Here is a 13,039-nt window from a genome sequence, read left to right as displayed (position 1 = left end):
CCTGAACCCGGCAATGACTGCCGTGTCCAAGGCATCACCACGCACCAAGGGAACCCCGCGCAATGGCGTATTACCGTACACCCCACGATGTGACGGCCCTGCCCGCCTGGCAGGCGCTCCAGCAACACCGCGACGCCATGCAAGGCTTCAGCATGCGCGAAGCCTTCGCTGCCGACGCCAAACGCTTCGACCAGTTCTCCCTGAGTTCATGTGGCCTGTTCCTCGACTACTCGAAGAACCTGATCACCGAACAGACCCGTGACCTGCTGGTGAACCTGGCCGAGCAGGTCGGCCTGCAAGACGCCATCAAGTCGATGTTCAGCGGCGAAATCATCAACGCCTCCGAAGGCCGCCCGGTGCTGCACACTGCCCTGCGCCGACCGGTGGGCGACAAGCTCAGCGTCAACGGCGTGAACGTCATGCCGGAAGTGCACAAGGTGCTCAACCAGATTACCGAACTGGTCGGCCGCATCCATGACGGACTGTGGCGCGGCTACAGCGAGAAGCCGATCACCGACGTGGTCAACATCGGCATCGGTGGTTCCTTCCTCGGCCCCGAACTGGTCTCCGAAGCGCTACTGCCGTATGCCCAACGCGGCGTGCGCTGCCATTACCTGGCGAACATCGACGGCAGTGAATTCCACGAGCTGTCGGCCAACCTGCGTGCTGAAACCACCCTGTTCATCGTCTCGTCGAAGTCGTTCAACACCCTCGAGACCCTGAAGAATGCCATGGCCGCACGCACCTGGTACCTGGCCCAGGGCGGTTCGGAAGCCGAGCTGTACCGCCACTTCATTGCTGTTTCCAGCAACAAGGCGGCCGCCGTGGCCTTTGGTATCCGCGAAGAGAACATCTTCCCGATGTGGGACTGGGTGGGCGGACGCTACTCGCTGTGGTCGGCCATCGGCCTGCCGATTGCCCTGGCCATCGGCATGGCCAACTTCAAGGAACTGCTGTCTGGTGCCTACACCATGGACCAGCACTTCCAGACCGCGCCGTTCGAAAAGAACATGCCGGTACTGCTGGCCTTGCTGGGCGTCTGGTACGGCAACTTCTGGGGCGCGAACAGCCACGCGATCCTGCCGTACGACCATTACCTGCGCAACATCACCAAGCACCTGCAGCAACTGGACATGGAGTCCAACGGCAAGAGCGTGCTGCAGGATGGCACACCGGTGAAGACCGATACCGGCCCGGTGATCTGGGGCGGCGTCGGCTGCAACGGCCAGCATGCCTACCACCAGTTGCTACACCAGGGCACCCAGCTGATTCCGGCCGACTTCATCGTGCCGGTAGTGAGCTTCAATCCGGTGGCTGACCACCATCAGTGGCTGTACGCCAACTGCCTGTCGCAGAGCCAGGCGCTGATGCTGGGCAAGACCCGCGAGGAAGCCGAAGCCGAGCTGCGCGCCAGGGGCCTGAATGAAGCTGACATCGAGAAGCTGGCCCCGCACAAGGTGATCCCGGGTAACCGCCCGAGCAACACCCTGGTGGTTGAACGCATCAGCCCACGCCGCCTGGGCGCCCTGGTGGCGATGTACGAACACAAGGTGTTCGTGCAGAGCGTGATCTGGGGTATCAACGCCTTCGACCAGTGGGGCGTGGAATTGGGCAAAGAGCTGGGCAAGGGCGTTTACCAGCGCTTGGTCGGCAGCCTGGAAGACAGCGCCGAGGATGGCTCCACCCAGGGCCTGATCAATTACTTCCGCGGCCGTCACCGCGGCTGATCTGGAACCTGCACCGGCCTCTTGGCGGGCTCGCCCACTGCCACAGGTACTGCACAGGCCTCGAAAGCTGTGCCGTCCCTGTGGCAGCGGGCACGCCCGCGAAGAGGGTCGCAAAGGCGGAACACCTCTTCCAGCTACACTGTCCTATCGAATAGCCGTTGCAGTCCATCGCCCCTCACAAGAGCAGGACCACCCGCCATGTTCGATATCCGCAACTACCCGCAGGCCCTGGCTGTCAGCCAGTCCGCCGCACTCACCCCCGACGAGTACCGCCGCCTCTACCGTCAGTCGGTGGATGACCCCGACACCTTCTGGGCCGAACAGGCCAAGCGCCTGGACTGGATCAAGCCTTGGTCGAGCGTGCAGCAATGCGACCTGAAGACCGGCAACGCCCGCTGGTTCGACGGCGCCCAGCTCAACGTCAGCTACAACTGCATCGACCGCCACCTGGCACGCCGTGGGGAACAGACCGCCCTGCTGTGGGAAGGCGATGATCCCAGGGATTCCAAGGCCGTCACCTACCGCGAACTGCACCGCCAAGTCTGCCGCCTGGCCAATGCTCTGAAAGCACGCGGGGTGAAGAAAGGCGACCGGGTGTGCATCTACATGCCGATGATCCCCGAGGCCGCCTTCGCCATGCTTGCCTGCACCCGCATCGGTGCCATCCATTCGGTGGTGTTCGGCGGCTTCTCGCCCGATGCCCTGCGCGACCGCATTCTCGATGCCGACTGCCGCACCGTGATCACGGCTGATGAAGGCGTGCGCGGCGGCAAGCGCATCCCGCTGAAACAGAACGTCGACAAAGCGCTGGCCAGCTGCCCCGCGGTCAGCAGCGTGTTCGTGGTACGCCGCACTGGCACTGATGTCGCCTGGGCCGAAGGCCGCGATCTCTGGTACCACGAGGTAACGGAAAAGGCCGGCGACGATTGCCCTGTCGAACCGATGGCGGCCGAAGACCCCCTGTTCATCCTGTATACCTCCGGCAGCACCGGCAAACCCAAGGGCGTACTGCATACCACCGGCGGTTACCTGCTGCAGGCCACCCTTACCTTCAAGGTGGTGTTCGACTACCGTGACGGCGAGGTGTTCTGGTGCACCGCCGACGTCGGCTGGGTCACCGGCCACAGCTACATCGTCTATGGCCCGCTGGCCAACGGCGCGATCTCGCTGATGTTCGAAGGGGTGCCCAACTACCCCGATACCTCGCGCTTCTGGCAGGTGGTGGACAAGCACAAGGTGAACATCTTCTACACCGCCCCAACCGCCTTGCGCGCCTTGATGCGCGAGGGCGACGGGCCGCTGCAGGGCACCTCCCGCCAGAGCCTGCGCCTGCTCGGCAGCGTCGGTGAGCCGATCAACCCGGAAGCCTGGGAATGGTATTTCGAGGCCGTCGGACAGAAGCGCTGCCCCATCGTCGATACCTGGTGGCAAACCGAAACCGGCGGCATCATGATCACCCCCCTGCCCGGCTCGCAGGTGCTCAAGCCCGGCTGCGCCAGCCAGCCCATGTTCGGCGTGCAACCGGTGCTGCTGGACGACAAGGGCAAGCTGATCGAAGGCCCGGGGGCCGGCCTGCTAGCCATCAAGGCCAGCTGGCCTGGGCAGATCCGTAGCGTCTATGGCGACCATCAGCGCATGGTCGACACCTACTTCAAACCCATGCCCGGCTATTACTTTACCGGCGACGGCGCCCGCCGCGACGCCGATGGCGACTACTGGATCACCGGGCGCATCGATGACGTGATCAATGTTTCCGGGCACCGCATCGGTACTGCCGAAGTGGAGAGCGCACTGGTGCTGCATGACAGCGTCGCTGAAGCAGCCGTAGTCGGTTATCCCCACGACCTCAAGGGCCAGGGGGTTTACGCCTTTGTCACGACGATGAACGGGGTAACGCCGGACGATGCGCTCAAGGCCGAACTCCTGGCCCTGGTCAGCAAGGAAATCGGCAGTTTCGCCAAACCCGAGCTTATCCAGTGGGCCCCGGCACTACCCAAGACACGCTCAGGCAAGATCATGCGACGTATACTGCGCAAGATCGCCTGCAACGAGCTGGACAACCTGGGCGATACCTCGACCCTGGCCGACCCCAGCGTGGTACAGGGCCTGATCGACAAACGCCTCAACCAGTAACCGGTGGCCGCTCTCGTGGCCATCCTGCATGACAGGTCGCCATGGAAGCCCTTCGCCGCCGCATCGAAACCCAGGTCATGAGCCTTACCGGGCTGGCCCTCGGTCAGCTCGACCTGGAATCCCCCAAGGGGGACCCCGGCCTGTTCGGCCCACACAGCATCAGTTGGCAAGTGCATGGCGACTTCCCGAGCATGCTGGTCGGCGGCATCAGCGCCCTCATGTTGCAGCTCCTGCACCCGCTGGCCCTGGCCGGGGTGTGGGATCATTCCAATTTTCGTGAAGACCTGCTCGGGCGCCTGCGGCGTACCAGCCAGTTCATCTCCGGCACTACCTTCGGCGCCACCCGCGATGCCGAATGGCTGATCGAAAAGGTCCGCACCATCCACCTGCAGGTAACCGGTACCGCTCCGGACGGCCGTTCTTATGCAGCCAGCGACCCAGACTTGCTCACCTGGGTACACGTGGCAGAGGTCAGCAGCTTCCTGAATGCCCACCTGCGTTATTGCAATCCGCAGCTTGCGGCCGCCGAACAGGACGCCTATTACGCAGAGATCGCGCTGATCGCCGAGCGCCTGGGTGCACGCGACGTGCCGCGTTCGCGCCAGCAGGTCGAGAATTACCTGCAACACATGCGCCCACAGTTGCGCTGCGACGCCCGCAGCCGTCAGGTGCTCGAGATCCTGCTCGATGCTCCCGCCCCCAGCCGCCTGGCACAGCCGGTGGGTAAGCTGATGCTGCACGCTGGCCTCGACCTCTTACCAGGCTGGGCCCAGGCCATGCTCGGCGTGCAGCGCGGCACGCTGCAGCAGCGCCTGATCCGCCTGGGCCTGCAACGCACCGCACCCGTGCTGCGCTGGGCAATGCGCAACGGCTCGGCGCAGCGGGCCAAACGGCGCATGGGCATCGAATGAGGGCAAATGGTCGCCGCTGCGGAACTGATTTAACGTGCCATACTCCAAGCTCTCCTGCTTAGACAGACGAAGCGACACATGTACAAAGGATTGACTCGCGCCGCCGGCGCACTGCTGGCCCTGGTAGCCCTCTACAGCCTTCTTGGTTTTCTCGTCCTTCCCGGTGTCGCGTTGCGCATCGCCAACCAGCAGTTGGCTCAGTACGTGACCGTGCCTGCCCACCTTGAACGGATCGAACTCAACCCCTTCAGCCTCGAACTGACGCTCTGGGGCCTGCAGATCGGCGAGCCTGGCAAGGAACAGGTCGGCTTTGAACGGCTGTATGCCAATCTCTCGCTCGACAGCCTGTGGAGCGGTGCACTGCATCTGGACGCGGTGGAATTGCTCAAGCCGCGCAACGAAGTGCTGTTTGCCAAGGACGGCACGCTCAACCTGACTCGCCTGTTCAAGCTACCCGCCAGCCAGGCCAAGCCCGACGAGCCGCCCAGCGACCCGTTCCCGCTGCGCATCGGCAGCATCAAGCTGAGCGACGGCTACTTGCACTTCGAGGACCTGCGCCCGAGCGAGCCGATCGAGTTCCTCTACGACAACATGAACCTGGAGCTGAAGAACCTCAGCACCTTGCCCAACGACAATGCTGACATGACCTTGGTGGCGAATGGCCCCAATGGCGGGCGCATCGACTGGAAAGGCACGCTGAGCCTGGCGCCGATCGCTTCCGAGGGCACGCTGAAAGTCACCGAAGGCAAGATGAAGGCGTTCTGGCCATATGTACGCGATGCCGTGCCACTGGTGCTGGAAGAGGGTGTGGTCAGCCTCGACACCCATTACAGGCTCAACCTCGCCAAGCAGACCGAACTGCTGCTGGACAACGCCTCGCTGCGCATCGCACCGTTCGCCATCAAGGCGCCGGATGGCCGCCCGCTGGCCCGCCTGGCCAGCCTGGAGGTGAGCGAGACCTCAGTCGACCTGATCAAGCAACTGGTCACCGTGGGCAAGATCCGCAGCGAAAAACTGGAAACCTGGGCTGCGCTGGAAAAGGACGGTCAGCTCGACTGGCAGAAGCTGTTCGCCAGCCAGCCGGCCAAGGCCACGCCGAAAGAAAAGGCCGAACCGGCTGCCGCCGAGCCCACGGCCAAAGAGCAAGCGGCAAAAGAGCCGAGCAAACCCTGGCAGGTACTGCTCAAGGACGTGCAACTGCGTAACTACCTGGTGCACCTGGCAGACCGTACGCAGAAGGAGCCGGTGGCCCTCGACGTAGGCCCGCTCAACGCCGACCTGCAGGGGTTCGACAGCCTCAACCAGTCACCCTTTACCCTCAAGCTCGATACCGGCGTGGGTAGACAAGGCAAGCTGCAGGCAACCGGCCAGGTCAACCTGGCGCCGGTCTGGGCCAGGCTGGATGTCAGCACTCGCGACATCGACCTGCGCGTGGCCCAGGCCTATATCAGCCCATTCATCCTCCTGGAACTGCGCAGTGGCATGCTTTCCAGCGACCTCAATGTCGACCTGAAGAACACCGCACCACTGGCCTTCAACATTACCGGCAAGGCACAGGTAAGCCAGCTGCATACCCTCGACACCATCAAGAGCCGCGATTTCGTCAAATGGCAGCAGGTAAATGTCGATGGCCTGTCCTACGTGCATGGCGATACGCTGTCGATCGACAAGGTAACCCTGCAGCAGCCCTATGCACGCTTCATCATCAACGAAGACCGCACCACCAACATCAACGACCTGCTGATCCCGCAGCCGGCCGGCGCCCCGGCACCAGCCCAGGCCAAGCCGGCGCCGGCCAGCAGCGGCAAGCCGCTGGGCATCCACATCGGCCAGATCGACATCAACGACGGCTCGGCCAACTTCGCCGACTTGTCCCTGACGCCTAACTTCGCCACCGCCATCCAGCAGCTCAACGGCCAGGTCGGCACCATCGACAATCGTAAGCCGGTACCGGCCAAGGTCGACGTCAAGGGCAAGGTCGACCGCTACGCGCCGGTTACCATCAAGGGCGCACTCAACCCGTTCAATCCGTTGGCCAGCCTGGACATTGCCACCAGCTTCAAGCGCGTCGAGCTGACCACGCTGACCCCTTATTCCGGCAAGTTCGCCGGTTTCCGCATTCGCAAGGGCCGGCTCAACCTCGACCTGCATTACCTCATCACCAATGGCCAGCTAAAGGCCGAGAACAAGGTGGTGGTGGAGCAACTGCAACTGGGCGAGAAGGTCGACAGCCCGGACGCAGTGGACCTGCCGATCCGCCTGGCAGTGGCGTTGCTGAAGGATACCGAGGGCAGGATCTCGATCGAGCTGCCGGTGTCTGGCGACCTCAACAACCCGCAGTTCAGCGTAATGCCGATCGTTTGGCAGACCCTGCGCAACCTGGTACTGCGCGCAGCACAGGCGCCGTTCAAGTTCATTGGCGGGCTGGTTAGTGGCGGCGGCTCGCAAGACCTGGGCAGCGTGGCCTTCGCCCCGGGCTCCAGCGAGCTTGGCCCGGACGCCCAGGCCTCGCTGGACAAGCTGGCCTCGGCCCTGAAAGAACGTCCGGAACTGCGCCTAGAAATCGAAGGCACCAGCGCGCAGGCCAGTGACGGCCCGCTGATCGCCCAGCAGCGGCTGGAGCGCGAATACCAGGCTACCTGGTACAAGATCCTGCAGCGCCGGGGCGACAAGGTACCGGCCAATGCATCCATGCTGGTGGTCGACGACGCTGACAAACCGGCGATGCTGGAAGGCATCTACCGCAACCGCCTGAAGCAGCAACCACCTGCGGACTGGGAGCAGCTGGGCCGCGAAGAGCGCACGGCCAAGTTGCGCGAGGCGGTGATCAAATCCTGGGCCGAGAGTACTGCGCTGCTGCGTACACTGGGCCAGGAGCGGGCCAGCAGCATCAAGGATTACCTGGTGGACAAGGGCCAGCTGGAAGATGACCGGGTGTATTTCATCGACACCAACCTGGGGCAGCCTGAGAGCGACGGGCGGGTGGTTACCCCGATGCACCTGGATGCTGAATAAACGGTGCCAACAGGGCTAGCCCTTCGCGGCTAACGCCGCTACAGGCAATCGCACAGGCCTGTAGCGGCGTTTGCCGAAGGGTCGGCACAGGCTTACACCAGCTGCTGCCCCGACACTGCCGGGTGATACAGCGGTTGAACCTTGTTCCCGGCCGGGTCCAACAGGTGGAAGCTGCGCGCGCCGTCGCCGTGGTTGAACGGCTTGTCGAGCAAGGTCACGCCATGCGCCTTGAAGTACTGATACCAAGCCTCAAGTTCCTCCACGCTGTCGACGATGAACCCATAATGGTCGAGGGTCTGCAAGCCATTGGCCGCCCCTGCCCCGCGCCCCAGCGACAGATTGTCGTTACCACAGGTGAGATACACCAGGTCTTCGTTGGCGCGGTTCAGCACCTCCATCCCCAGCACATCGACGTAGAAGCGTTCGCACTCCTCAAGGTTGGGCACCAGCAAGGCAATATGACGCAGGCCGTTCAGGCGACCAGGGCGGGCAGGCAATTCGGACATTGGCGAGGCTCCATTTTTGTATACAATTCATATCTGAATTTAAAACAAAAGGACAACCTTGTGTATAGCCTGTTTATCAAGACCCGAGTGAAGCCCGGCTGCGCCGAGGATTTTCTGAATGCGATAAAGGTCAACGCTGCCGCTTCCGTCGCCAGCGAACCTGGATGCCTAGTGTTCGATGTGTCGCAAGATCGCGTCGACCCGGACCTGATATACCTGTACGAGCTCTACCGCGATGATGCGGCGTATGAAGCGCATACTCAAACCGCGCACTATCGCGATAGCCGGCCATTGGTCGAGCCGCTGATAGTCGAACAGGAATGCTTCGAAAGTGATGTGGTTGCGCGTAATCCGGTGTACTAGGCGCACAATGAAAAGCCCCGGCAAGACGCCGGGGCCTGGAGCATAGGTGGCCAAATCCGTTTGGCCGACGGGACATCCCTTACTCGGCTTTCAGACCGTCAGCCATGACGCTCTTGACGCCTTTGATGTTCTTGGTAATGCGAATGGCTTCTTCTTTCTGGGACTGAGTCACTGCCACGTCAGACGACAGCGAGACAACGCCATGGCTGGTCTCGACTTTGATGTCGCTGCCTGGAATACCTTTTTCAGTCAGCAAGTCCGCTTTCACCTTGGTGGTGATCCAAGTGTCAGAACCTTCCTGCTTGGCGTTGTCCACGGTATTGGCGGCCAACATGACTGGAGCCTGGGTTGGCTCTGCAGCGAATGCGCCGTTAGCCATGGTCAGGGTCAGGGCGGTAGCAGTAGCGGCAGCAATGGCGAACTTCTTCATGTGAGTCACTCCTGTTTATCGAAAGGTCTGCGCCGTACGTCCTGGCGTCAGGTATGAAGGTAGTTGCATGCGCTGTGCCAGCTTTTCCGTTTCGCTTGTTTCCTTTTAAATCAATAAGTTAGTAACCTATCGCTACAACCACCGTCGTGCATTCTGCAATCCGCACGATAAACCTGCATGCAAGATGCAAGTCCGCAAAAGGTTCCGTGCAACCATAAAAAAAGGCCCCTCACGGGGCCTTCTTTCTACTGCAAGCAATCATCAGACGCCCGAAGCCTTGGCTGCGGCAACGTCCTTGATCGACAGCTTGATACGGCCGCGGTTGTCCACGTCCAGTACCAGTACTTCAACTTCCTGGCCTTCTTTCAGGATGTCGGTGACTTTCTCGACGCGAGCATCGCTCAGCATGGAGATGTGCACCAGGCCGTCCTTGCCAGGCAGGATGTTGACGAAGGCGCCGAAATCGACGATGCGCTCGACCTTGCCGACGTAGATCTTGCCAATCTCGGCCTCGGCGGTGATGCCCAGAATGCGCTGCTTGGCAGCATCTGCGGCTTCCTTGGTTTCGCCGAAGATCTTGATCGAGCCGTCGTCTTCGATATCGATCGAAGCCTTGGTTTCTTCACAGATGGCGCGAATGGTGGCGCCGCCCTTGCCGATGACGTCACGGATCTTGTCGGTGTCGATCTTCATCGCGATCATGGTCGGGGCGTTGGCCGACAGCTCGCTGCGCGACTGGGCGATGATCTGGTTCATCTGGCCAAGGATGTTCAGGCGCGCTTCCAGGGCCTGGCCCAGGGCGATTTCCATGATCTCTTCGGTGATGCCGTTGATCTTGATGTCCATCTGCAGCGCGGTGACGCCTTTGGCGGTACCGGCTACCTTGAAGTCCATGTCGCCCAGGTGGTCTTCGTCACCCAGGATGTCGGTCAGGACGGCGAACTTGTCACCTTCCTTGACCAGGCCCATGGCGATACCGGCAACCGGCGCCTTCATCGGCACGCCAGCGTCCATCAGCGCCAGGGAAGCACCACACACCGAAGCCATGGAGCTGGAACCGTTGGATTCGGTGATTTCCGAAACCACGCGGATGGTGTACGGGAACTCGCTGTCGCTCGGCAGCATGGCTTGCACGCCACGACGGGCCAGGCGGCCGTGGCCGATTTCACGACGGCCAGCGCCGCCCATGCGGCCGCACTCACCCACCGAGAACGGTGGGAAGTTGTAGTGCAGCATGAAGGCGTCTTTCTTCTCGCCTTCCAGGGTGTCCAGCAGTTGGGCGTCACGGGCAGTACCCAGGGTCGCGACGACCAGGGCCTGGGTCTCGCCACGAGTGAACAGTGCCGAACCGTGGGTTTTCGGCAAGACGCCGACTTCGATGTTCAGTGGGCGCACAGTGCGGGTGTCACGGCCGTCGATACGCGGCTTGCCGTTGACGATGTTCTCGCGGACGGTGCGGTATTCCAGCTCGCCGAAAATCTCTTTGATGGCAGCGGCAGACGGGCCGGTCTCTTCGTTGCTCAGACGGGCAACAGCCTCGTCGCGCAGCTGGCCCAGGCGGTTGTAGCGGTCGGCCTTCTGGGTGATGGTGTAGGCCTGCGAAACGGCTTCGCCGAACTCGGCACGCACCAGGTTCATCAGCTCGGTGTTGGCCGGGGCTGGCTGCCAGTCCCAGGTTGGCTTGCCGGCTTCGGCCGCCAGTTCCTTGACAGCCTGGATCACAGCCTGGAATTCGTCGTGGGCGAACAGCACGGCGCCCAGCATCTGGTCTTCGGTCAGCTCCTTGGCTTCCGATTCAACCATCAGTACAGCCGATTCGGTACCGGCAACGACCATGTCCAGGCTCGAGGCAGCCAGTTGCTCGTAGGTCGGGTTCAGCAGGTAGCCGGTGCTTTCGTGGAAGGCAACGCGGGCGGCGCCGATCGGGCCTTCGAACGGAATGCCGGAGATGGCCAGGGCAGCCGAGGTACCGATCATCGCGGCGATGTCCGGGTCGGTCTTCTTGCTGGTGGAGACCACGGTGCAGACGACCTGCACTTCGTTCATGAAGCCTTCCGGGAACAGCGGGCGGATCGGACGGTCGATCAGGCGCGAGGTCAGCGTCTCTTTCTCGGAAGGACGGCCTTCACGCTTGAAGAAGCCACCCGGGATCTTGCCGGCGGCGTAGGTCTTTTCCTGGTAGTGGACCGACAGCGGGAAGAAGCCCTTGCCTGGATCGGCCTGCTTGGCACCGACCACGGTCACCAGCACGGTGACATCGTTGTCGACGGTAACCAGCACGGCGCCGGTTGCCTGACGGGCAATACGGCCCGTTTCGAGAGTAACGGTCGATTGACCGAACTGGAATTTCTTGATTACCGGGTTCACGGTTTCCTACCTTTTTTCAGTGGCTCTGGGGGAACTGGTTTCTTGCGAATTCTTGGGCAGAACGGGGAATCGGCCCCATTGACCGTCCAGATACAACACGAGGCTGGGAGCCTGGCACCAAGCGGAAGATCCGCTCAGCATTGCCAGGCTGCCAACCTCGGAGATACGCGTAGCGTGTCCAACGGCAACACTGCAAAACAGCCCTGCCGAAGCCTGCGACACGCCATGCACACCACTGGCCAAGCCGCTATTAGCGACGCAGGCCCAGGCGACCGATCAGGGCGCTGTAACGAGTGGTGTCTTTGCCCTTCAGGTAATCCAGCAGCTTACGACGCTGGTTGACCATACGGATCAGACCACGACGGGAGTGGTGGTCTTTGTCGTTGGCCTTGAAGTGGCCTTGCAGCTTGTTGATGTTGGCGGTCAGCAGAGCAACCTGCACTTCCGGGCTACCGGTATCGCCGGCGGCTTGCTGGTATTCGGCAACGATCTGAGCTTTTTCTTCAACGCTGAGGGCCATGTGGCTTCTCCTGATAACGGATCCCGCACGCGGGGTCCCAATAGGCCAGGGACAAATCCCTGTATTAATAAAAAAGGTGTGACCGTGCCTACTGACAGCCACCCTTGTTGCCGTGGGGTTTGGCGATTGCCTGGCCCTACGGTTTCGGTCATTCCGACCGAATCAGCCGACGCGGCGCTATGCGCCCGTCTTCGCTCACTTCACCGATACCGATGAAGCGCGCATTGTGATCCTGTACCCGGACCATGCCAAATTGGGGGGCGTCCGGCGCGCGTACCGCCTGGCCATGCAGCCAGTAGAACGCACTATGCTCGGACAGGCACACCAGTGGCCAGTCCTGCAGGCCGCTGTCCGAAGGCATCAGGAAGCGGTCGAGCGCTTCGTTACCACCTTCGGCGTGGGCCTGTTCGAGTTCCTCGAGGGTGACCGTCTGTGCCAGCACGAAGGGCCCGGCCTGGGTCCTGCGCAGCTCGGCGACATAGGCGCCGCAGCCAAGTGCTTCGCCGATATCCTCCACCAGGGTGCGGATATAGGTGCCTTTGCTGCATCCTACGCTCAACCGTGCACGGGTGCCTTCGCACTCGAGCAACTCCAAGCGGCCAATAGTAACAGAACGCGCCTCGCGCTCCACTACCTCTCCTGCACGTGCCAGCTTGTACAGTGGCTGGCCGTCACGCTTGAGCGCCGAGTACATTGGCGGTATCTGGCTGATCTGGCCACGAAAACGGGGCAACAGTGCTTCGATGTCGGCACGACCAACGGTCACCTCGCGGGTCTGCAGCACCTCACCTTCGGCATCGCCGGTGTTGGTCGTCTGCCCCATCTGCATGACCGTTTCGTAGCCCTTGTCCGAATCGAGCAGGTACTGCGAAAACTTGGTCGCTTCGCCAAAGCACAGCGGCAGCACGCCGGTGGCCAAAGGGTCGAGGCTGCCGGTGTGGCCGGCCTTTTCCGCGTTGAGCAGCCAACGCACCTTTTGCAGCGCAGCGTTGGAAGTGAAGCCCAGCGGCTTGTCGAGCAGGATGATGCCGCTGACGTTGCGGCGGATACGTTTGACCTGGGCCACC

At 62.0% G+C, this 13,039-nt stretch carries 10 protein-coding genes; 5 read left to right on the top strand and 5 right to left on the bottom strand.

Annotated features, from left to right (window positions below; translation table 11 throughout):
* Positions 1–62 precede the first annotated feature (62 nt).
* From pgi to B4L76_RS06770, 4 genes are all read left to right on the top strand, one after another.
* Positions 63–1,727, top strand: a complete 1,665-nt coding sequence (pgi, locus tag B4L76_RS06785; protein WP_296231377.1) for a glucose-6-phosphate isomerase — start codon at positions 63–65, stop codon at positions 1,725–1,727.
* A 198-nt stretch (positions 1,728–1,925) separates the two neighbouring features.
* Positions 1,926–3,860, top strand: a complete 1,935-nt coding sequence (acs, locus tag B4L76_RS06780) for an acetate--CoA ligase (protein ID WP_296231375.1) — start codon at positions 1,926–1,928, stop codon at positions 3,858–3,860.
* 41 nt (positions 3,861–3,901) lie between these two features.
* Positions 3,902–4,771, top strand: a complete 870-nt coding sequence (locus B4L76_RS06775; protein WP_296231374.1) for an oxygenase MpaB family protein — start codon at positions 3,902–3,904, stop codon at positions 4,769–4,771.
* A gap of 78 nt (positions 4,772–4,849) precedes the next feature.
* Entirely contained in the window at positions 4,850–7,786 is a 2,937-nt protein-coding gene (locus B4L76_RS06770; protein ID WP_296231373.1) for a DUF748 domain-containing protein, read from the top strand.
* 92 nt (positions 7,787–7,878) lie between these two features.
* On the opposite strand, the gene B4L76_RS06765 is transcribed toward B4L76_RS06770, so the two are convergent.
* Positions 7,879–8,292 carry a VOC family protein gene (locus B4L76_RS06765; protein ID WP_296231372.1) on the bottom strand — a complete coding sequence of 138 codons (414 nt, stop codon included), beginning with the start codon at positions 8,290–8,292 and terminating at the stop codon, positions 7,879–7,881.
* 60 nt (positions 8,293–8,352) lie between these two features.
* Between B4L76_RS06765 and B4L76_RS06760 the strand changes: the two genes are divergently transcribed.
* Positions 8,353–8,655 carry a putative quinol monooxygenase gene (locus tag B4L76_RS06760; protein ID WP_296231371.1) on the top strand — a complete coding sequence of 101 codons (303 nt, stop codon included), beginning with the start codon at positions 8,353–8,355 and terminating at the stop codon, positions 8,653–8,655.
* 79 nt (positions 8,656–8,734) lie between these two features.
* Here B4L76_RS06760 and B4L76_RS06755 read toward each other — a convergent pair whose 3' ends face one another.
* The 4 genes from B4L76_RS06755 to truB all read right to left on the bottom strand — a co-directional run bounded on the left by B4L76_RS06755 (position 8,735) and on the right by truB (position 13,038).
* Complete coding sequence (locus B4L76_RS06755; protein WP_289131214.1) at positions 8,735–9,085, bottom strand: BON domain-containing protein; 351 nt, start codon at positions 9,083–9,085, stop codon at positions 8,735–8,737.
* 261 nt (positions 9,086–9,346) lie between these two features.
* Positions 9,347–11,452 (bottom strand): polyribonucleotide nucleotidyltransferase, encoded by a 2,106-nt coding sequence (pnp, locus tag B4L76_RS06750; RefSeq protein ID WP_296231370.1) that lies wholly within the window; start codon positions 11,450–11,452, stop codon positions 9,347–9,349.
* Between the two features lie 250 nt (positions 11,453–11,702).
* The gene (gene rpsO / locus B4L76_RS06745; RefSeq protein WP_003249971.1) at positions 11,703–11,972 is read right to left on the bottom strand and encodes a 30S ribosomal protein S15; all 270 of its coding nucleotides are present in this window, start codon (positions 11,970–11,972) and stop codon (positions 11,703–11,705) included.
* A gap of 148 nt (positions 11,973–12,120) precedes the next feature.
* Positions 12,121–13,038, bottom strand: coding sequence for a tRNA pseudouridine(55) synthase TruB (gene truB / locus B4L76_RS06740; protein WP_170032740.1), 918 nt, complete (start codon positions 13,036–13,038; stop codon positions 12,121–12,123).
* Between the last annotated feature and the right edge of the window lies 1 nt (position 13,039).

It is taken from the genome of Pseudomonas sp. UBA4617, from assembly GCF_002386445.1.
In the GTDB taxonomy this organism is placed as follows: domain Bacteria; phylum Pseudomonadota; class Gammaproteobacteria; order Pseudomonadales; family Pseudomonadaceae; genus Aquipseudomonas.
The sequence above is the reverse complement of the archived record's forward strand: the minus strand, read 5'-3'. Positions and strand labels throughout refer to the sequence as shown.